Origin of the sequence: Dechloromonas sp. H13 (genome assembly GCF_009469615.1) — a bacterium.
GTDB lineage: Bacteria > Pseudomonadota > Gammaproteobacteria > Burkholderiales > Rhodocyclaceae > Azonexus.
This window is the reverse complement of the sequence record NZ_SSXX01000003.1, coordinates 397,164-417,696: the sequence shown is the minus strand read 5'-3', so window position 1 is coordinate 417,696 and position 20,533 is coordinate 397,164. Positions and strand designations below refer to the sequence as shown.

18 protein-coding genes are annotated in these 20,533 nt (G+C 65.8%); 8 read left to right on the top strand and 10 right to left on the bottom strand.

Going from position 1 to position 20,533, the window contains the following annotated elements; all coding sequences use genetic code 11:
* The coding region (locus GH660_RS10275) for an IS3 family transposase (protein ID WP_153146564.1) at positions 1-108 on the top strand (108 nt) is incomplete at its 5' end.
* A 199-nt stretch (positions 109-307) separates the two neighbouring features.
* Positions 308-2,890, top strand: a complete 2,583-nt coding sequence (gene clpB / locus GH660_RS10270) for an ATP-dependent chaperone ClpB (RefSeq protein ID WP_153146563.1) — start codon at positions 308-310, stop codon at positions 2,888-2,890.
* A gap of 141 nt (positions 2,891-3,031) precedes the next feature.
* Here clpB and GH660_RS10265 read toward each other — a convergent pair whose 3' ends face one another.
* Positions 3,032-3,862 carry an amidohydrolase family protein gene (locus tag GH660_RS10265; protein ID WP_153146562.1) on the bottom strand — a complete coding sequence of 277 codons (831 nt, stop codon included), beginning with the start codon at positions 3,860-3,862 and terminating at the stop codon, positions 3,032-3,034.
* Between the two features lie 44 nt (positions 3,863-3,906).
* On the opposite strand from GH660_RS10265, the gene GH660_RS10260 reads away from it, so the two are divergent.
* Entirely contained in the window at positions 3,907-4,146 is a 240-nt protein-coding gene (locus GH660_RS10260; RefSeq protein ID WP_153146561.1) for a hypothetical protein, read from the top strand.
* Between the two features lie 104 nt (positions 4,147-4,250).
* Here GH660_RS10260 and GH660_RS10255 read toward each other — a convergent pair whose 3' ends face one another.
* The 3 genes from GH660_RS10255 to GH660_RS10245 all read right to left on the bottom strand — a co-directional run bounded on the left by GH660_RS10255 (position 4,251) and on the right by GH660_RS10245 (position 7,159).
* A complete protein-coding gene (locus tag GH660_RS10255; RefSeq protein ID WP_153146560.1) occupies positions 4,251-4,598 on the bottom strand; it encodes a GFA family protein in 348 nt (115 codons plus the stop codon).
* Between the two features lie 25 nt (positions 4,599-4,623).
* Positions 4,624-6,663 carry a fused MFS/spermidine synthase gene (locus tag GH660_RS10250; protein WP_153146559.1) on the bottom strand — a complete coding sequence of 680 codons (2,040 nt, stop codon included), beginning with the start codon at positions 6,661-6,663 and terminating at the stop codon, positions 4,624-4,626.
* 226 nt (positions 6,664-6,889) lie between these two features.
* The gene (locus tag GH660_RS10245) at positions 6,890-7,159 is read right to left on the bottom strand and encodes a DUF2502 domain-containing protein (RefSeq protein ID WP_153146558.1); all 270 of its coding nucleotides are present in this window, start codon (positions 7,157-7,159) and stop codon (positions 6,890-6,892) included.
* Between the two features lie 132 nt (positions 7,160-7,291).
* Between GH660_RS10245 and GH660_RS10240 the strand changes: the two genes are divergently transcribed.
* On the top strand, positions 7,292-8,077 hold the full coding sequence (locus GH660_RS10240; RefSeq protein ID WP_153146557.1) for a DUF1684 domain-containing protein: 786 nt from the start codon (positions 7,292-7,294) through the stop codon (positions 8,075-8,077).
* A 21-nt stretch (positions 8,078-8,098) separates the two neighbouring features.
* Here GH660_RS10240 and GH660_RS10235 read toward each other — a convergent pair whose 3' ends face one another.
* Positions 8,099-9,358, bottom strand: a complete 1,260-nt coding sequence (locus GH660_RS10235) for a lytic murein transglycosylase (RefSeq protein ID WP_153146556.1) — start codon at positions 9,356-9,358, stop codon at positions 8,099-8,101.
* A gap of 171 nt (positions 9,359-9,529) precedes the next feature.
* Between GH660_RS10235 and GH660_RS10230 the strand changes: the two genes are divergently transcribed.
* Entirely contained in the window at positions 9,530-10,066 is a 537-nt protein-coding gene (locus GH660_RS10230; protein WP_153146555.1) for a CBS domain-containing protein, read from the top strand.
* An 18-nt stretch (positions 10,067-10,084) separates the two neighbouring features.
* Here GH660_RS10230 and GH660_RS10225 read toward each other — a convergent pair whose 3' ends face one another.
* Entirely contained in the window at positions 10,085-11,230 is a 1,146-nt protein-coding gene (locus GH660_RS10225) for an aminotransferase class V-fold PLP-dependent enzyme (protein WP_153146554.1), read from the bottom strand.
* Between the two features lie 165 nt (positions 11,231-11,395).
* On the opposite strand from GH660_RS10225, the gene putA reads away from it, so the two are divergent.
* Both putA and GH660_RS10215 read left to right on the top strand, forming a co-directional pair.
* Positions 11,396-15,001: a bifunctional proline dehydrogenase/L-glutamate gamma-semialdehyde dehydrogenase PutA gene (putA, locus tag GH660_RS10220; RefSeq protein ID WP_153146553.1), complete on the top strand. Its 3,606-nt coding sequence runs from the start codon at positions 11,396-11,398 to the stop codon at positions 14,999-15,001.
* A gap of 186 nt (positions 15,002-15,187) precedes the next feature.
* Positions 15,188-15,754, top strand: a complete 567-nt coding sequence (locus GH660_RS10215; RefSeq protein WP_228276449.1) for a Glu/Leu/Phe/Val dehydrogenase — start codon at positions 15,188-15,190, stop codon at positions 15,752-15,754.
* A gap of 54 nt (positions 15,755-15,808) precedes the next feature.
* Here the strand turns inward: GH660_RS10215 and GH660_RS10210 are convergent, their stop codons facing one another.
* The 4 genes from GH660_RS10210 to GH660_RS10195 form a co-directional block, all read right to left on the bottom strand.
* Positions 15,809-17,065 (bottom strand): thioredoxin family protein, encoded by a 1,257-nt coding sequence (locus GH660_RS10210; RefSeq protein WP_153146552.1) that lies wholly within the window; start codon positions 17,063-17,065, stop codon positions 15,809-15,811.
* A 34-nt stretch (positions 17,066-17,099) separates the two neighbouring features.
* Positions 17,100-17,681: a hypothetical protein gene (locus GH660_RS10205; protein ID WP_153146551.1), complete on the bottom strand. Its 582-nt coding sequence runs from the start codon at positions 17,679-17,681 to the stop codon at positions 17,100-17,102.
* A gap of 98 nt (positions 17,682-17,779) precedes the next feature.
* Positions 17,780-18,394: a cytochrome b/b6 domain-containing protein gene (locus GH660_RS10200; protein WP_153146550.1), complete on the bottom strand. Its 615-nt coding sequence runs from the start codon at positions 18,392-18,394 to the stop codon at positions 17,780-17,782.
* Positions 18,391-20,019, bottom strand: a complete 1,629-nt coding sequence (locus GH660_RS10195) for a tetrathionate reductase family octaheme c-type cytochrome (RefSeq protein WP_228276448.1) — start codon at positions 20,017-20,019, stop codon at positions 18,391-18,393. The genes GH660_RS10200 and GH660_RS10195 overlap by 4 nt, the downstream gene beginning before the upstream one ends.
* Positions 20,020-20,225: 206 nt before the next feature.
* Between GH660_RS10195 and GH660_RS10190 the strand changes: the two genes are divergently transcribed.
* Positions 20,226-20,435 (top strand): DUF3460 family protein, encoded by a 210-nt coding sequence (locus tag GH660_RS10190; protein WP_153146549.1) that lies wholly within the window; start codon positions 20,226-20,228, stop codon positions 20,433-20,435.
* The last annotated feature ends 98 nt before the right edge of the window (positions 20,436-20,533 follow it).

Here is a 20,533-nt window from a genome sequence, read left to right as displayed (position 1 = left end):
GACTACATCGAGATGTTCTACAACCCGAAACGTCGTCACGGTTATGCAAACGACGTTTCTCCGGTAGAGTTCGAAAACCAGTATTTCAACCGGCTACAGAGTGTCTAGTAATGCCGGGGCGATTCACAGGCCGAGTTGTTCGCGTAGGCCGGATGGCAAGTTTCAGAGTGAACCAGTCGCTCGAACGGCGGCTTTACGGCACGGATGGATGGTCGCAGTTGGCCGGTAGCTTACCCTCCCGGGAGTTGAAATCCGGGGCGTCGTCCTCATCTTCCGGGTATCGAAAAAATTCCCGAAGGGAGACAGCATGCGTACCGACAAATTCACCACCAAGTTTCAGCAGGCTTTGTCTGATGCCCTGAGCCTGGCCAATGGCAACGACCAGCAGTTCATCGAGCCGCAGCACCTGCTGCTGGCGCTCGTCAATCAGGACGACGGTGGCACGAGTTCGCTGCTCGCCCGCGCCGGCGTCAATGTGCCGGCGCTCAAGCGCGACCTCGAACAGGCGCTGACCCGCCTGCCCAAGGTCGAGGGGCATGGCGGCGACGTGCAGGTCGGCCGCGACCTCGGCAACCTGCTCAACCTGACCGACAAGGAAGCCCAGAAGCGCGGCGACCAGTTCATCGCCAGCGAGATGTTCCTGCTCGCCCTGTGCGATGACAAGGGCGAAACCGGGCGGCTCGCCAAGCAGCATGGCCTGACGCGCAAGGCGCTGGAAGCGGCGATCATGGCCGTGCGCGGCGGGCAGGGCGTCGATTCGCAGGAAGCCGAAGGCCAGCGCGAGACGCTGAAGAAATACTGCATCGACCTCACCGAGCGCGCCGCCGAGGGCAAGCTCGACCCGGTGATCGGCCGCGACGACGAGATCCGCCGCGCCATCCAGATCCTGCAGCGGCGGACCAAGAACAACCCGGTGCTGATCGGCGAGCCGGGCGTCGGCAAGACGGCCATCGTCGAGGGCCTGGCGCAGCGCATCGTCAATGACGAGGTGCCGGAAACCCTGAAGGGCAAGAAGGTGCTGGTGCTGGACATGGCCGGGCTGCTGGCCGGCGCCAAGTACCGCGGCGAGTTCGAGGAGCGCCTGAAGGCGGTGCTCAAGGAAATCGCCCAGGACGAGGGGCGCATCATCCTGTTCATCGACGAGATCCACACGATGGTCGGCGCCGGCAAGGCCGAAGGCGCCATCGACGCCGGCAACATGCTGAAGCCGGCGCTGGCGCGCGGCGAACTGCACTGCATCGGCGCGACCACGCTCGACGAATATCGCAAGTACATCGAAAAGGACGCCGCGCTCGAGCGCCGCTTCCAGAAGGTGCTGGTCGACGAGCCGAGCGTGGAAAGCACCATCGCCATCCTGCGCGGCCTGCAGGAGAGGTACGAGCTGCACCACGGCGTCGACATCACCGATCCGGCGATCGTCGCCGCAGCCGAGCTGTCGCACCGCTACATCACCGACCGTTTCCTGCCGGACAAGGCGATCGACCTGATCGACGAAGCCGCGGCCAAGATCAAGATGGAAATCGACTCCAAGCCGGAGGCGATGGACAAGCTCGACCGCCGCATCATCCAGCTCAAGATCGAGCGCGAGGCGGTGAAGAAGGAGAAGGACGAGGCGTCGATCAAGCGTTTTGGCCTGATCGAGGAAGAAATCGCCAAGCTGTCCAAGGAATATTCCGATCTGGAAGAAATCTGGAAGGCCGAGAAGGCGCAGGTCCAGGGTTCTGCCCACATCAAGGAAGAAATCGACAAGATCAAGGCGCAGATGGCCGAGCTGCAGCGCAAGGGGCAGTACGACAAGCTGGCCGAACTGCAATACGGCAAGCTGCCGCAGCTCGAGGCGCAGTTGAAGGCGGCGGATGCGGTCGACCCCGAAAAACAGGCCAAAAACAAGCTGCTGCGCACGCAGGTCGGCGCCGAGGAAATCGCCGAGGTGGTCAGTCGTGCCACGGGCATCCCGGTCAGTAAGATGATGCAGGGCGAGCGCGAGAAGCTTCTGAAGATGGAAGAGCGCCTGCATAAGCGCGTCGTCGGGCAGGACGAGGCGGTGCGCCTGGTGGCGGATGCCATCCGCCGTTCGCGCGCCGGGCTGTCCGATCCGAACCGGCCGTATGGCTCCTTCCTCTTCCTCGGCCCCACCGGCGTCGGCAAGACGGAGCTGTGCAAGGCGCTGGCCGAGTTCATGTTCGATTCCGAGGAGCATCTGATCCGCATCGACATGAGCGAGTTCATGGAGAAGCATTCGGTCGCCCGCCTGATCGGCGCGCCCCCGGGCTACGTGGGTTACGAAGAAGGCGGCTACCTCACTGAAGCCGTGCGCCGCAAGCCGTACAGCGTGATCCTGCTCGATGAAGTCGAGAAGGCGCACCCGGATGTCTTCAACGTGCTGTTGCAGGTACTGGACGACGGGCGCATGACCGACGGCCAGGGCCGCACCGTGGATTTCAAGAACACGGTGATCGTCATGACCTCCAACCTCGGCAGCCAGATGATCCAGCAGATGGCCGGCGACGACTACGGCGTGATCAAGATGGCGGTGATGGCCGAGGTCAAGACCTACTTCCGGCCGGAATTTATCAACCGCATCGACGAGGTGGTGGTCTTCCACGCGCTCGACGAGAAGCACATTGCCGGCATCGCCAGGATCCAGCTCGGCTATCTGGAAAAGCGCCTGGCCGCCCTCGAAATGGAGCTGGTGGTCGACGACAGCGCGCTGGCCGAACTGGCGCAGGCCGGCTTCGACCCGGTGTTCGGTGCGCGGCCGCTCAAGCGGGCGATCCAGCAGCAACTCGAAAACCCGCTGGCGAAGAGCATCCTCGAAGGCCGGTTCGGGCCGAAGGACACGATCCGCGTCGCTTGCGAAAATGGCATTATGCGTTTCGCCAAGGGCTGAAGCAGCGGGCGAAAAGGAAACGGCGAGGCTGGTTGCCTCGCCGTTATTTTTTAACTGAAAAAACTGGTTCCCGGATTTTGGCTGCTTTTCCCGGTTGACCGCAGGAGGCCGGTTGCGAACCTTAGCGGGTGTCCTCGCACGTCATGGCCTCAGACCAAACAAGCGGACGGCGTTGCCCCAGGCAATCTGCCGCGCTACGCCAGGCGGCAACTGTTCGAGCCACGGCCGGTAGCCACCCATGATTTGCCCGTAGCTATCCCAGCGCTCATCGATCCATGTATCGGAGCCGAGCAGGAAGCGCTCCGGGTAGCGCTCGAACAGTTGGTGCCACTCGGCGGAAATCTTTCCTGAGCCGTCGCTGATGCCACTGCGATAGGAGAGTTCTGCAACCAGGCCGGGGTAGGTGCGGAGCATGCGCTCGACTTCGGCAGCCGGCAATGAAAAGCCGGTATGCGCCCAGATGATGCGGGCTTCCGGGTAAAGCGAAAAGAGGGTTTCCAGCGCTGCGACATCGCTGTGGGCATGCAGCATCAGCTTGCGCCCGCGGGCGAAGCGGACCATCTGCGCGACGACCGGGCTGCGCGCTTCCACGCCATGCAGATGAAACTCGCCGATGCCAACGAAATAGCCGTGGCGCTGGTATTCCTCTTCGATTAGCGTCATCGTCTGCGGGTCGTTGAACCAGGTCTGCACATCGGCACGCACCCGGTATGGGCGCAGGAAGGGCACGACCTGCAGCTTGTCCGAGCGGACGGCATACAAGGCGTGGGTTCCCGTGTTGGGCCGGCTGTTGGCCAGGATGCCGCGCACGCCGGCCGCTTCGAAGAGACGGAGCGCCTCGCCGGTGGCGACCCTCGGGGTCGGTTCCCAGTTGTAGTGGAGATGGGCGTCGAAGAGCGGCATCGGCTCGGCGGCGGCAACCCTGACGCCGAGGCCTAAACAAAGGAGCAGGGCAAGAATCTTGTGTTTCATGGCGTAGCCTTGACGAGTTCTTTGCCCTGCGACAGGGTAGGCCGGTGTTCGTTCCTCTGCCACGGGTTGCCAAAAAGGCGCCGTTCCCAGATTACCCTTTGAATTTGCCTCTTTTGCGGGGTCGACCGCAGCAACCGGTTTTTCGCGGTTTTGCCCGCTGCGCCGCTTACATCAGGCAACTGGAAAACCCGCTGGCGAAAGGCATCCTCGAAGGCCGCTTCGGGCCGAAGGACACGATCCGCGTGGTGTGCGAAAACGGCATCATGCGTTTCGCGAAAGCCTGAATCGGGCGTGGCAGGAAAGGAAACGGCGGGGGCTGACCCCGCCGTTTTTCATTGCGCCAGATTTGCCGGTTTTTCCCGGTCGACCGCAACCGGCGCCTCGCCGGCTACAGGTCGCGCCCGTTGAAGTGCTTGACCGGCAGTTGCGAGAAGTCGAAGTCCTCTAGGCAGCGCACGTTGATCGCTGCCATCGCGTTGCCGGCGGGGTCGGTGCCTTCGCCGAAGGGATGGATGCCGCATTTCGGGCAGAAGCGGTGGCGGATCACCCCCTTGCCGAAGGTATAGGTGGCGATGTTTTCCTCCGGCGTCAGCAGCCGCAGCCTGGCGCGCGGTACGAACCAGAGCAACGACCCCTTGCGCTGGCAGATCGAACAGTTGCAGTCGACGAGCCCGGTGATCTCGCCTTCGACTTCGAAGGCGATGGTGCCGCAGTGGCAGCTTCCCTTGTATTGCATGGCGATCCTCCTTGGATGGGTGTGACTACATCAGCACCGCGAACAGGCTGCTGTAGTCGTCCAGCCAGGCCTTGAATCCCGGCCGGTCGGCGAGCAGCTTCGACTCCTCGAAGCCCTGGTGGCAGAAGAAGGTGTCGTCGGCGGCGATGATCGCCCAGCGCGAACGGAACAGGCCGCGCTCGGCGTCGCCGTCGAAATCGACGATGCGCACCGGCCGCTTGAAGTGGTCGGCAGCGGTCTTGATCACCGGCCGGAGGTCGAGGTAGCGGTTGGTGATGTGCACGGCGAGCACGCCGTCGGGCTTGAGGTGGCGGAAATAGAGCTCGAAGGCCTGGCGGGTGAGCAGGTGGATGGGCACCGAGTCGCCGGAGAAGGCGTCGACGATCAGCACGTCGAACTGCTGCGGCGTTTCGCGCTCGAGCTGCAGGCGGGCGTCGCCGATGACGATGTCGGTCTGCGCCTTGGTGTCCTTGAGGAAGCTGAAGTGGGTCTGGGCGACGTCGATGACCAGCGGGTCGATGTCGTAGAGGCGGTAGTAGTCGCCGGGGCGCCCGTAGGTGGCCAGCGTGCCGATGCCGATGCCGACGACGCCGACGCGCAGCGGCCCCTGTTGCGCCTTGGCCAGCAGCGTCTTGCCGGCGCCGCCCTCGGGGCTGTAGTAGGCGGTGGGCTGCATGGCCTTGTCCGGCGCCAGGAACTGGCGGCCGTGGATGATCTGGCCGTGCAGCATGCTGCGGTAGCCGTTTTCCTCACGCGCGAAGACCTTGAGCGTGCCGTAGAAGTTGCGCAGGCTGGCCTCGGCGCCGCTGCTTTCCTCATGGTGGTCGACGATGCGGATGGCGGAGAGCAGGGCGAGGAAGGCCACCGTGCCGGCCAGCGCGGCGGTGCGTACTGCCGGGCGCGGGAAATTCAGGCCGGGAATGACGGCGATGGCGGTGACCAGCCCGGTGAGGACGATGCCGACCGAGAGTTCGTAGTTGCTGTTGAAGAAGTAGGGCGCGATGACGCCGACGAAGAAGCCGCCGAGCGCGCCGCCGACGGCCAGCATCAGGTAATAGGCGGTGAGGTGGGCGGGATGCGGCTGGCGCCGCGCCAGTTCGCCGTGGCAGACCATGCAGGCGACGAAGAAGGCGGCGAGGTTGATGGCCATCGAGACATGGATCGGCAGCGTGTTGAGGCCGAGCGTCGGCAGCACGGCAAGCGCCAGCAGGCCGAGCGCCAGCAGCGGTAGGAAGATGCGCCGCCGGTACCAGCCGTGGCGCTCGAAGCAGAGGATGAAGGAGAGCAGGTAGAGGCCGAGCGGCGCCACCCAGAGCAGCGGGATCGGCGCAATGTTCTCGGTCAGGAAGCTGGTGTCGGCGACCATCAGGATCGACGGGCAGGCGGCCAGCGCCGCCCACAGCAGCATCTGCCCGGGGCGCAGCGCTTCGAGCGGCTGCGTCTCGTGGTGATGGGCGATGGCCGTGCCGTTGCGTCCGCGCCAGGCAAGCAGGCCGCAGGCGACGACGAAGCAGGCGAACAGCCCGGACCACATGTAGGACTGCCACAGCGTCGGCAGCGCCGGCTCGACGGCCAGCGGATAGGCGATGAGTGCCAGCATCGACCCGAAATTTGATAGCGCGAACAGGCGGTAGGGCACCTGGCCGGAACGTTCGCGGGCGAACCAGGCCTGCACCAGCGGCCCGGTGGTCGACAGCACGAAGTAGGGCAGGCCGATCGACACCAGCAGCAGGCCGAGGATGCGCAGCGTCGGGTTCTCGGCGCCGGTCGGCTTCCACGCGTCGCTCGGGCTGATCGGCAGCAGCGCCAGGCTGACCAGCAGCAGAGAGAGGTGGATCAGGCTCTGCCGGCGCGGCGAAAGAAAACGGACGACCCAGTGCGAGTACAGGTAGCCGAGCAGCAGGATCATCTGGAAGAACAGCATGCAGGTCGTCCACACCGAGGCGGAGCCGCCGAACCAGGGCAGGATCATCTTGCCGATCATCGGCTGGACCTGGAACAGCAGGAAGGCGCTGAGGAAGATCGTCAGGCCGTAGTGCAGGGTCAAGCGGAGGTCGATTTTCATGGGCGATTCCGTTGAGGGTGATCCTGTGTTTTGACGCCGCCGAAACGGCGCCCGGGCGCCAGGCCCGATAATGCAGCCATCCTAGCAGAAGCTTTCTCCCGTACGTGCGAAACTTGCCCGGCCGGCTGGGCGCGCTGGCGGCGGGAATGCGGGCCGCGGGAATCCAGGCGCCCACAAAAAGGCGGACACCGTTTGGTGTCCGCTTTTCAGGTCTTGAACCGCTGGTTCAGCAGTTGCCTTTCTTGGCCTGCCCCGGCGGGCAGTTCTGGCCCGGCGCATTCGGGTTGCCCTTGCCTTTGCCGTGATGCTTTTCCCAATACACGGGATCGCGCCAGGTGTTGCCGTCCCAGTAGTAGCCGCGCCGGTCGCGGTCACCGAAGGTGATCGTCGTGTTGCCGCTCTGAATCCTGGCGCTGCCGATGTTGACATTGACATCGGCGGCCTGGGCAAAAATGGGCAGGCCCGCCAGCAGTGCCAGAACAAGTGCTCGTTTCATTTCCATCTCCGGTACATTGCAATGAAGGTTCGTTGGCCATTCTGTCAGCTTCGCCATCCGCTTTCAATGCGGCCGCCGCGGCGCTACCCTGTGGTCCAGGGCAATCAGGGAAATCAATTCACAGGAGCGAACATGGATCGTGTCGCATCGCACCGGCGCTGGCAGGCAGCGCGCCACGCCGAACTGGCCGGGCCGGACAGCTGGCTCGGGCTGATCGGCCTGCACTGGCTGGCGCCGGGCGCCAACCGCGTCGGCAGCGCTGCCGACGCCGAGGTGCCGTTGCCCGGCGGGCCGGCGCGCCAGGGCGAATTGCAGTGGGCGGACGGGCGCGTCGTCTGGCAACCGGAAGGCGGTCCGGCGCGTGTGCTGGAAACCGACCACGCCGGCCAGCCGACCGCGGTCGACCTCGAAAAATGGTCGTTTTTCATCGTCGACCGCGACGGACGCCTGGCCGCCCGCGTGCGCGACCGCACTTGGGCCGCGACGCGCCATTTCGCCGGCGTGCCGTGCTTCGACTACGACCCGGCGTGGCGCATCGACGCCCGCTGGGAAGCCCTGCCGGAAGCGCTGAGCATGGAGGTTCCCAACGTCAGCGGGGAACTGAAAACGGTCGCCGTCGCGCAGCGCGCGGTATTCGAACGGGATGGCGAAACGGTGACGCTGCTGCCGATGTCGGTCGGGGACGATGGCGTGTTTTTCGTCTTCCGCGATCGCAGCAGTGGCCGCGAAACCTACGGCGCCGGGCGCTTTCTGAAAACACCGGTTGCGGTCGACGGCAAAATCACCCTCGATTTCAACTTCGCCTACAACCCGCCCTGCGCCTTCACCGCCTTTGCCACCTGCCCGCTGCCGCCGCCGGAAAACTGGCTGCCCTTCGCGGTGCCGGCGGGCGAGAAGAAGTGGAGCGACGCGGGCTAGCCGTGCCTCGCCGTGACGCCATCACTGCGCGACGGTGGCTTGCGGCGGCTGTTCACTGCGCAGCGCGTTGAGGATCTTCTGGCCGCCGCGGCCGCTGGCTTCCTGCCCGAGGCGGGTCTGTTCGAGCTTGATGGCGGTGCGGCTGCGCTCGCCGAGGGCGCCGTCGATCTCGCCGATGTCGTGACCGCGGGCGGCGAGCAGCGTCTGCAGTTCGCGCCGTTCGGCGCGCGACAGGCCGGGGTCGTCGGTCGGCCACGGGGTGGCGAAGGGCGCGCCGCCGCGCAGGCGGTCGGCGAGGTGGGCGATGGCCAGCGCGTAGCTTTCGGCGGCGTTGTAGCCGTAGATCACGTCGAAGTTGCGGGTGACGAGGAAGGCGGGGCCGCGCGGCCCGGCAGGCAGCAGGATGGCCGTGCGCTCGCCGGCGGCGAGCCCGGAATTCGGCAGTTTTTGGCCGTCGACCGCAACGATGCCGCGTTCGGCCCACTCGGCGAGCGGGCGCTTGTTTTTGCGGCCGGCCAGCGCCGGGTCGAAGCCGGGCGGCAGGCGCACCTCGAAGCCCCACGGCAGGTCGCTCTGCCAGCCGCCGCGGCGCAGGAAGTTGGCGGTCGACGCCAGCGCGTCGGCGCTGTTGTCGACGAGGTCGCGGCGGCCGTCGCCGTCGAAATCGACGGCCAGCCGCTCGTAGGTGGCGGGCATGAACTGGGTGTGGCCGAAGGCGCCGGCCCACGAGCCGGTGAGGCGTTCCGGCGCGATGTCGCCGCGCTGCAGGATGCGCAGGGCAGCGAAGAACTCGCCGCGGAAATAATCCTGCCGGCGCCCGAAGCAGGAAAGGGTGCCGAGCGCCGACACCAGCGGATATTTGCCGGTGATGCGCCCGTAATTGCTCTCGACGCCCCAGACGGCGACCACTGTCGCCGGATCGACGCCGTAGGCGGCTGCCACCTGCTGCAGCGTGGCGGCGTGGCGCTGCAGCATGGCGCGGCCGTCGGCGATGCGCTCATCGTCGACGAGGCCGGCAAGGTAATCCCAGATCGCCAGCTTGAACTCCGGCTGGTAATCAAGTTTTTCCAGCACCGTGAAGTCGGCCTGCGTGCCCTGTGTGAACTGGCGGAAGCTGGCCGCCTCGACGCCGGCCTTCTGCGCAGCCGGCTGCAGGCGGACGAGGCATTGCTCGAACTGGGCCTGGGTCTGGGCTTGCGCGTGGGTCGCGCAGCCGGCGACGAGGACGAAGGCGGCTAGGACGGCGGCGCGTGGGCGTCCGGTCGGGGCGAGGGGAGACATGTGAATTGTTCTTGGTGGTCGATGGGGAAACTATAGCCGAAGCGGCGCTACCCTGAACTCGGCGGATTGCGGCTTGCCTAATGTTCAGGCCCGCCCGGCGCAGCGGAGTTGTCAGGTTAGCCGGGCGGAGCCGGAAGTTGTCGGAATTATTTGTAACGGGAGCACGATGCGATGACAGTCCACGGAATTCTTGATGCGCGGGTCGAAGGCCACCGCGCCGATGCGCCGAAACATCCCCGCGTCGGGGAAATCACCATTGGCGCGGTTCTCGCCACGCAGCCGCCGCTCCCCGTGCATGCGATCGATACCGACCGCGCGGCGCTCGAGGCGCTGCAGCAGATGTCGCGGAACGGTGTCGATGCCTTGTCGGTGGTCGAAGGGGGTCGCCTGGTCGGCATCTTTTCGTCGCGCGATTACGCCCGCATTTCAGTCGGCATGCCACGGCAGGCGGCGAACGTGCGGGTCGGCGAGGCGATGACGCCATGCACCGAGGCGCTGGCGCCGGGCGATACGGTGACGAAGGCCCTGGAACTGATGCGCCGGCAGGGGCTGGATCACCTCGCGGTACGCACCGCGGATGGCCGGCTGGCGGGGCTCCTGGCGCGCGACGAACTGCTTGCTGCGGTGGTCGCCCACCACGAACGGGTCATCCACGCCGAGGAACTGGACCAGCAGATCCTGCACCTGCAGGGCACCTACAGCTGCTGATCCGTCCGGCGCGCCCGCTCAGGCGTGGGCCGGGGCGGGCGCCAGCTTTTCCAGCGCCCGGGCGAGGTTGTCCACCGTCCGTTCCGGGTTGTGCAGCTTTTCCAGCCCGAACAGGCCGATGCGGAAGGTTCGGAAATCGGCCGGTTCGTCGCATTGCAGCGGCACGCCGGCGGCGGTCTGCAGGCCGAGGGCGAGGAATTTCTTCCCGTTCTGGATATCCGGGTCGGTGGTGTAGCTGACCACGACGCCGGGCGCCTGGAAGCCGGCGGCGGCAACGCTCGGGAAGCCCTGGCTGACCAGCAGGCGGCGGATGCGGCGGCCGAGTTCCTGCTGCTCGTGGCAGACCTTGTCGAAGCCGTAGGCCTCGGTTTCCAGCATCACGTCGCGCATGGCGGCCAGGGCGTCGGTCGGCATCGTCGCATGGTAGGCGTGGCTGCCGCTCTCGAAGGCTTCCATGATCTGCAGCCATTTCTTGAGGTCGCAGGCGAAGCTGGTGCTGGTCGTCGCGTCGATCCGCTGGCGGGCGCGTTCGCCGAGGGCGACCAGGGCGCAGCACGGCGAGGCGCTCCAGCCTTTCTGCGGAGCGCTGATCAGCACGTCCACGTTGTTGGCCTGCATGTCGACCCAGACCGTGCCGGAGGCCACGCAATCGAGCACGAACAGGCCGTCGACCGCACGCACCGCCGCACCGAGCGCCTGCAGGTAGCTGTCGGGCAGGATCATGCCGGAGGCGGTTTCGACGTGCGGCGCGAAGACGACGTCGGGTTTCTGCTCGTGAATCGCGGCGACGACCTCGGCGATCGGCGGCGGCGCGAACGGCGACTGCGGGCCGGGCGCGACTTGGCGGGCCTTGAGGACGATGCTTTCCGACGGAATCTGCCCCATCTCGAAAATCTGCGTCCAGCGGAAACTGAACCAGCCGTTGCGGATCACCAGCACCTTCTTGCCGCTGGCGAACTGGCGGGCGACGGCTTCCATGCCGAAGGTGCCGCTGCCGGGCACGACAACCGCGCTCTTCGCGTTGTAAACCTGCTTCAGGATGCGCGAGATGTCCTTCATGACGCCCTGGAAGCGTTGCGACATGTGGTTCAGGGCGCGGTCGGTATAGACCACCGAGTATTCGAGCAGGCCTTCGGGATCAACATTGGGTAGCAGGGCGGTCACGATTGTCTCCAGGTTCTTTGGTTTGTTTTCGGGAAGGCCACGTTGGGGATTTGGCGCGTCTTCGACGGTGAAACATTCTATAGGCAGCGGGAAACAAAGTGGGGCTTCCGTTGTCATGAAAACGGTGTAACGTGGCGAGGAAAGCCGTGCTTCAGGGGAGAGGTGATGCAGCCTGACGATGACCGCAAAGCACTGGCGTCGGCCTGCCGGCGCGACGAGGCGGCGTGCGTCGGCGATCTGCTCGACGAATTTGCCGCGCGGCGCCCGTCCTGGCCGGCGACCGAGGCGCTGGCCCGCCGCCTGGTCGAAGCGGTGCGCCGGCAGCGCAGCCAGGCCAGCGGCGTCGACCACCTGATGCACGAATTTTCGCTGTCCAGCCAGGAGGGCGTGGCGCTGATGTGCCTGGCCGAGGCGCTGCTGCGGATTCCGGACACGGCCACGGTCGACCGCCTGATTCGCGACAAGATCAGCCACGGCGACTGGAAGTCGCATCTCGGCGGCAGCCCGTCGCTGTTCGTCAATGCCGCGACCTGGGGGCTGATGCTGACTGGCCGCCTGGTCGCCACGCAGAGCCACGGCGCGCTCGGCAGGGCGCTGAGCCGGATCCTGGCGCGCGGCGGCGAGCCGCTGGTCCGCAAGGGGGTCGATTTCGCCATGCGCCTGCTCGGCCAGCAGTTCGTCATGGGCGAGACCATCGCGGCGGCGCTGGCGCGCAGCCGCGACAACGAGGCGCGCGGCTACACCCATTCCTTCGACATGCTCGGCGAGGCGGCACTCACCGCTGCCGATGCCGAGCGTTACTACCGTTCCTACGAACAGGCCATCCACGCCATCGGTGGCGCCAGCGGCGGGCGCGGTGTCAGGGCTGGGCCGGGCATTTCGGTCAAGCTGTCGGCGCTGCATCCGCGTTACGTGCGCAGCCAGCGTGAACGGGTGATGGGCGAACTGCTGCCGCGCCTCAAGGGCCTGATGCTGCTTGCGCGGCGCTACGACATCGGGCTCAACATCGACGCCGAGGAAGCCGACCGGCTGGAACTCTCGCTCGATCTCTTCGCGGCGCTGGCCGAGGACCCGGAACTGGCCGGCTGGCACGGCATGGGCTTCGTCGTGCAGGCCTACCAGAAACGCTGCCCCTTCGTCATCGACTGGCTGGTCGACCTGGCTCGGCGCAGCGGGCGTCGGATCATGGTGCGGCTGGTCAAGGGCGCCTACTGGGACAGCGAGATCAAGCGCGCCCAGGTCGATGGCCTGGCCGACTACCCGGTGTTCACGCGCAAGCCGCACGCCGACCTCTCCTACCTGGTGTGCGCCGCCCGCCTGCTGGCGGCGCCGGATGCGGTCTATCCGCAGTTCGCCACGCACAATGCGCAGACGCTGGCGTCGGTGTTCCAGATGGCGCGCGAACGCGGCATCGACGATTACGAATTCCAGTGCCTGCATGGCATGGGCGAGCCGCTCTACGACAACGTGGTCGGCCCGCAGCACCTCGGCAAGACGTGCCGCATCTACGCGCCGGTCGGCACCCACGAAACCCTGCTGCCCTACCTGGTGCGCCGACTGCTGGAGAACGGCGCCAACAGTTCCTTCGTCAACCGCATCGTCGATGAGGCGGTGTCGGTCGCCGAGCTGGTCGCCGATCCGCTGGCCGAGGTCGCCCGCGCGGGCGGTGCGCGGCATCCGAAGATCCCGCTGCCGCGCGACCTCTACGGGGCAGGGCGGATCAACTCGGCAGGCGTCGACCTGGCGGACGAGACCACCATCGCCCGCCTGCGGGGCGAGCTGGCGGCGCTCGCGGAAAAGCGCTGGCAGGCGTACCCGCTGCTCGCCGGCGAGGTTGAATCTGGCGGGCCGGAACAGCCGGTGCTCAACCCGGCCGACCGCCGCGACCGGGTCGGTAGCGTGCGCCAAGCCGATGGCGCGGCGGTCGAACATGCCCTGAAGCATGCCGCCGATGCCGCCGCGGGCTGGTTCGCGACCGCTCCCGGCGAACGGGCCGCCGCGCTGGCGCGCGCCGCCGACCTGCTCGAGGCGAACTGCGTGCCGCTGCTCAGCTTGTGCATCCGCGAGGCCGGCAAGACCTGGGGCAATGCCGTCGCCGAGGTACGCGAGGCGGTCGATTTCTGTCGCTACTACGGTCAACAGCTTTTGGCGGGCGATTTTCAAGGCGGCGAAGCGCCGGGGCCGGTGGCCTGCATCAGCCCGTGGAATTTCCCGCTCGCCATCTTCATCGGCGAAGTCAGCGCGGCGCTGGCGGCCGGCAGCCCGGTGCTCGCCAAGCCGGCCGAGCAGACGCCGCTGATCGCCCATTTCGCCGTCGAACTTTTGCACCGGGCGGGCATTCCGCGCGCCGTGCTGCAGTGCCTGCCCGGCCGCGGCGAGACCGTCGGGGCGGCGCTGACCGCCGATGCGCGCGTGCGCGGCGTCGTGTTCACCGGCTCGACCGAGGTGGCGCGGCTGATCAACCGGAGCATCGCACCGCGCGACGAGGTGCGGCTGATCGCCGAAACCGGCGGCCTGAACGCGATGATCGTCGATTCCTCGGCCCTGCCCGAGCAGGTCGTGCAGGACGTCCTAGTTTCCGGCTTCGACAGCGCCGGCCAGCGCTGCTCGGCGCTGCGCCTGCTGTGCCTGCAGGACGATATCGCCGAGCGCGTGCTGGCGATGCTCAAGGCTGCCATGCAGGAACTGCGCATCGGCGACCCCGGCGACCTGGCGACGGACATCGGCCCGGTCATCGACGAGGAGGCGCGCGGCGTCCTGCTTGCCCACATCGAAGCAATGCGGGCGAGCGGCCGGCCGGTGTTCCAGTTGCCGTTGCCGGCCGCCTGCGCCGACGGCTGCTTCGTGCCGCCGACGCTGATCGAGATCGGTGCGCCGGGCGATCTCCGGCGCGAAGTCTTCGGGCCGGTCGTCCATGTCCTGCGCTTCGCCGGCCATGCGCTGCCGGAACTGGTCGATGCCATCAACGCCACCGGCTACGGGCTGACGCTCGGCCTGCACAGCCGCATCGACGAAACCGTGCAGCTGGTGACCGGCAAGGCGCACGTCGGCAACATCTACGTCAATCGCAACATGGTCGGCGCCGTGGTCGGCGTCCAGCCGTTCGGCGGCGAGGGGCTCTCCGGCACCGGGCCGAAGGCCGGCGGCCCGCTCTACCTGCACCGCCTGGCGGGCAGCGCCGATGTCGCGCCGACGGCTTTCGGCGGTCCGCCCGGCGACCTGCCGCCGCGGCTACGGCAGTTCGTGGCGTGGGCCTCCGCCAGCGGCCGCAACCGCCTGGCCAGCCGCTGCGAGGACGACGCGGCGCGCTCGCTGCGCCAGGCGCGGATCGAGCTGCCGGGCCCGACCGGCGAGCGCAATACCCTGCATTTCGCGCCGCGCGGCACGCTGCTCTGCCTGGCCGACGACGAAGCGGAATTGCTGGCGCAGTTCGTGGCGGTGATTGCCACCGGTAACGCGCCTGCTGCGGTCGACACGCCGGAAACACGAAAATTGGTGCATGACCTTCCTCCGGAACTCGCTGCCGCGGTCAGGCTGCGGCCGGCGGCGGATCATGCGGGCATCGCCGGCGTACTCTTCGCCGGCGACGATGCGGCCGCCGCCCGCCTGCGCCAGCGCCTGGCGGACGAGCCGGGGCCGCTGATTCCGCTGCTTCGCCCGCAGCGCGCGAGTGGCCGCTACCCGCTTTACCGCCTGCTGGCGGAGCGCGTGGTCAGCGTCAATACGACGGCGGCCGGCGGCAACACGACATTGATGACCCTTGGCGCATGAAAGGAATAACCATCCGCTGCCGTCCTACCTCTCGAACTTCAACGCACAAGTCATGATGTGGATGATGGATACCTATTCGATGGGCGAGGGGCGCACGGTGACCGGCGTCGTCACCGGCAAGCCGCTGTCGCTCGGCGGCTCGCTGGGGCGGCCCGACGGCTGCAGGTGCCGCTCGCAGGCGCCCGGATGTTCGCCCAGGCCGGGGCGAAGATCGTCGCCGTGCAGGACGTCGGGGCCACGGTCTACCACCCGGACGGCATCGACCTCGGGGCGCTGAAGGCGCATCTCGCGGCACACGGGACGCTGGCCGGCGCGCCGGGAACGGAGACGATCGCCGGCGACGACTTCTGGGGCGTGCCCTGCGAGTTCCTCGTGCCGGCCACCCTGGAGTCGCAGATCAACCGCTACAACGCCGACCGCATTGCCGCCCGCATCATCGTCGAGGGCGCCAACGGCCCGACGACGCCGGAAGCCGAGGCGATCCTCGCCGATCGCGGCATCGTCATCGTGCCCGACGTGCTGGCCAATGCCGGTGGCGTGACGGTCAGCTACTTCGAATGGGTGAAGGATTTTTCCAGTTTCTTCTGGAGCGAGGACGAGATCAATCACCGCCTGGAGCGCATCATGTCCGAGGCCTTTCAGGTCATCTGGCAGCTGGCGGAAGAGCGCAAGCTGTCGCTGCGCACCGCGGCGTTCGTCATCGGCTGCAGCCGGGTGCTCGAGGCACGGGCGATCCGCGGGCTTTATCCGTAAATCCGCCAGTTGCGGTCGACCGCCAAAAATGCCTGATTTTGGCGGCTACTCGGCTCATTCTTGGGTCAGGCGTGCCGCCAGCCAGGCCAGGGCGCCGGCGCCAGCCAGCAGGCCCAGGCCAACGCCCGGGCTGGCGAGCATTTCCGGGGCGGCGACCAGGAAAATCCCAAGCCCGGCCATCATCAGCCCGGAGAGCAGCTTGAGCAGCCGCCCTTCGCGTTCGCTCAGCTTGCGGGCGCCCATACTGCGGACGAAGGCGAGGACGATCAGCAGCAGCGGCAGGACGTAGATCAGGTTGTAGAGCGCCAGGTAGAGGTAATGCCGGGCAGGATCGTGTACCTGCAGGGTCAGCAGGTGCGTGAAGACCATCGGAAAACCGGCGGTGCACAGCAGTTCGTAAAAATTCGCCGCGACGGCGAGAAGGACGGTCGCCGCCAGCATCGCCGGCAGGCTGTCGGCGTTGAGAATACGGCGGCTGCGCTGGAAGATGTCGGCCTTGCGGCTCTCGGGAATAGAAAGGGAAATTCCCTTCCTGAAAATGATGAAATCCTTGATGTTGACCGCAGCGATCACCAGCGCCAGCACGCCGGCGGCGGCAGTGATCCAGGGCAGGCCGCCGAGCACCAGGAACAGGTTCAGCCAGGCGGCCATGAAGGCGAAATACATGAGCCCGGAAACCGCGACGAAGACGCCGCCGATGACGAGCATCCGCGTGCGCCGGCGCTGGTGGACGAGCAGCGAAAGCAGGAACAGCAGGACAAAGAAGGCGCAGGGATTGAAGGCGTCTAGCGCAGCCAGTACGACAGTCATTGCCGGCAAGGACAGCGCGGCGGGGTCGATTTCGCCGAGCAGCGGCAGGCGGATGGGGCGGGGCGCTTCCGTCGCCGGCGTCCCCGCGGCGCCCGACTGGCGGCACCTTGCCAGTTCCGCGAGCAGGGCCGAGCGTGCCTCCGGACTGTCGTCCCAGCCGACGCGCATGCGCCCGCAGTAGAACAGGGTTGGAACGGCCTGCGCCTGTTCACCCAGTTGCCCGGCCATGGCCACGAAGCGCTCGCGATTGGCGGTCGATTGCGTAATCTCGAAATCGTGCAGGCGCAGCCAGGGATGTTCGGCTGCCAGCGCCTGGATTTGCGGCCTTGCCTCGAGGCAGTGGGGGCAGTGCAGTGACCAGAAGAAATGGAGATGAACCACTCTCCCGCCGCTGGCATCGATGCTCGTCCATTCATCATCCCCGGCACTTGCGGCCGGCACCAGGGCGATCAGGATGATGGCGAGCAGGGCAGCGTGTCGGAGCGAGGCCAGGAAGCGCATGGCTGAATCATAGCGCCGGATGGAGGAGCATCAGCTAGGGCGCAGGGGAGTCGAGGCGGATCCCGATCAATTCGGTCTGGGTCTGCAGCGTCATGTAGAGGGGGCCGCCGGCTGCGACGAAACGTGTTTCCAGCGTGTTTTCCGGGCAGAGCGTTTCCTCGACCAGCGTTTCGAAGCGCTGGTCGGTGATCTTCAGGCGGCCGCTCCGGGCCGTCGCGGCGAAGCGCAGTTGCAGGCGGTGACTGCCCGCGCCAACGTTGCCGAGCGGAATGAAGTAACCGCCCTCGCGAATATTCCGCCAGGGGGCCAGGTCGGCGGTGGTCCACGCGCCACCGGCGGGCGATTCCGCGGCGGCCGGGTAGTGGGTGCAATGTTCCTTGGTGTGGCGCAGCAGCGCGAAAAGGGCGTCGGCATCGGTGCCGGTGATCGTTCCCAGGTAGCGTTCCATGTGTCCGCGTGCGGCGTCGACGCCGGACTGGAAACTCAGGCGACCGCTGCATTCGCCCTCGTGGCAATTGGCACAGACGGTGTTGAAGCGAATGACTGCCGAGCGGGGGATTTCCTCCGCGGCGACGGGTAGGCTGCACACCATTATCAGCGAAAGAAGGAATCTCATTGCTCGGTCAACCATGCCGTTTGTCCCGCTGGCCAAGAGAGGCATGCGCGTTTCGCAGAATGGCGGGAGGGGTGACCTCCCGCTTCCCGCGTGCCGCATCACGTTTTCTGGTGCTCGTCGACTTCCTCCCAGCCGGTGATCATCGCCTTGATATGGGCAGTCAGGGTATGGCCGGTCGTCGTCAGATAGACGTGGATGAAGAAGAACGCGGTAATCATGTAGGCCCCCAGCGTGTGGGCGACGGCCACCCATTCCAGCGACAGCCAGGCGTCCAGCCCGAGGCGTCCCCAGTCGCCGTAGAACAGGTAGAGCAAGCCAGAGATCCAGATCAGCGGCGAGATGAAGGCGAGCAGCGCGAGGTAGGCCAGGCGCTGCAGCGGGTTGTGCTTCTGGACCACGGTCTTGCGGAAGGGATGCGGCGAATTGGTGAAGATGCCGATGGTGTAGTAATGGACCATCGCCAGCACGTTTTTCAACGACGGCAGGTACTGCCGCCATTCGCCGGTGGTGAATTGCCAGAAGATCGTGAATGCCCATAACGTCAGCAGCGTCCACGCTGCCAGGGTATGCAACTGCACGGCTTTCTGGAAGCCGAGCAGGGTGAAGCTGTCATGCACCTCGAAGCCGGTGATCATCATGACGATGATCAGCAGGGCCTGCGACCAGTGCCAGAACCGCTCGTAACGCTTGTAGATGTAGATGCGTTCGCTCATTTTGCGTTCTCCTTGCGCCGACGGGTGATGATCCGCATCAGGCCGTGCAGGCCGCCGGCGCCGATGGCGCCAATGATGGCCAGGCCCCCGAAGAGGTCGACCAGGCGGTTGCGATCACGCCCCGGCAGATAGATGTCGGTAATGGCGGCGAGGCGGCCGTCTTCTGCCCGCGTATGGCATTCCTGGCAGGGCACGGCCTTGTCCTTGGGCGCGACCATGTGGGTGATGAACCAGTTCATGCGCGTCTCGATGAAGCCGAACTTGCCGCTGTAGGGGAAGCCGGCATACTCCATTCCGGCCTTGATCGATTTGGCGTAGTCGTAATGTTTCCAGAAGGCGGTATCGTCTTCGCCGAAGACATGGTTGACCACCAGGGTCTTGTTCTCGGTGTCGTAGGGCTGCTTGCCGTGCATGACCTTGAACGGCCAGATGCGTGCGTTCGGATCCTTCGCCGAGCCCTCGACGCGATTGAGTTCTAGCACCTTGCTGTCGTCGATCTTGTCGGTGATCGTGACCTGATGCACTACGCCGTTGTACCACTTGTACTCGGGACGGACGTTTTCGCCCAGCTTGAAGTCGCCCTTGGCCGCCGAGTAGGTCAGATGGCCGTGCTCGTCCTTGATGAAAAGCGGCTTGCCGTCCGGCCCCATCTTGCCCGCCGTGGACCAGTCCCACAGCATCTTGGTGGCGATACCGCCGCGCGCGAACTCGGGAATGTGGCAGGTCTGGCAGGCCACCTTGCCGGTGTGGTTGTTGATCTTGGCTTCCTGGTGCGGCGAAAAGCCGTGGCAGGACTCGCAGGTGGCACGGTTGTGATCGTCCTTGGGCAGGTCAAAACCGTGCTTGTCCTTCGAGGTCGCTGCGTAGCGGCTGCCGGAGGGCTGGTGCGCATTGAAGGTGTGGCAGTCGGCACACGCCATGTTGGCGCCGTCCTCGGCCATGTGCACATCCAGTTCCTTCTTCGGCTTGACCAGCGACGAGTCGAGGTCGCCGTGCTTCACCGCATCGCCACCGCCACCGCTGAAGTGACAGCTGCCACAGTTCTTGCGGCCCGGTTTGCCGACCTGCTGCGCGATCCCGGTCAGGTCCGGTGCCTTGAACAGCTTCTTGCCCGGCGGGCCTTCCATTGGCTCGAACTCACGATCCGCATACAGCGGGTGCCCGGCGTCGGTACCGAACTTCTTGTAGGTGCCGGTCGTGTCATGGCAGGCGAGACAGTCGACGTTGCTCTGCTCGGAGAAATCGAAATTTTTGTCCTTCCAGCCGTAACCGGAATGACAACTCGTACAGCGTGTCTCGTTGGAGGTGATCGAGCCGCAGAAATTGTTGGCGGCATGCTGCTTGCCCAGTTTCTTGCCAGTGGTCGGGCTGATCGCCTCCCAGGTCCAGTGGATGCTTTTCATGACCTGGTGCGCCGCCATGTTGTGGCACGAGAGGCAGGCCTTGGTGACCTCGGGGCCGGTCTTGAACGGACCTTGCAGAGCTTCCAGCTTACGGTGATCGGTCGTCGATGCTGTCTTGGCCGATGGCATTGGAGCGGGCACCGCGGGTGCTTGCGTGGCGCTGACCATTGCGGAGCAGAGCATGAACAGGGTCGCGGCAACGAAGTTTGCTGATCGGCGCATGAATATTCTCCACCTACGGAACACTTAAATCATATTCGTCTAATATAATGAATATCTAACATACATCTGATCCACATCAAGAAATCATCAAATATTCTGTGGAATGGCAATGACGCTTTGGCCGAGGAATGCTGGATGCGGATCGGGCATCAGCGATGTTGACGTGCTAAAATCCGCGCACTTTTGATTGTGCAGAGGATCGGGAAATGGGTGACGTAAACACGAGCTATGTATCCGACCACACGAAGTGGATCAACGAGCAGCTGGCGAAGAACCCGGCGTGGGTGGAAGACCAGAAGGCCGGTCGCGCGCTGTGGTGGGACAAGAAGCAGGACGTCTCGACGACGGCGGCCAACGCCGCATCGAAGGTGCCGCAGAAGCCTTACCCCTACGACGTGAATTTCTACACCGAGTAAGCGCGCCATCAGTTTCACGCGAAGGGCCGGTCGATGACCGGCCCTTCGTCTTTCCGGGCGCCGGAACCCGGAAATAGCTGACAAATTCAGTCGAGTAT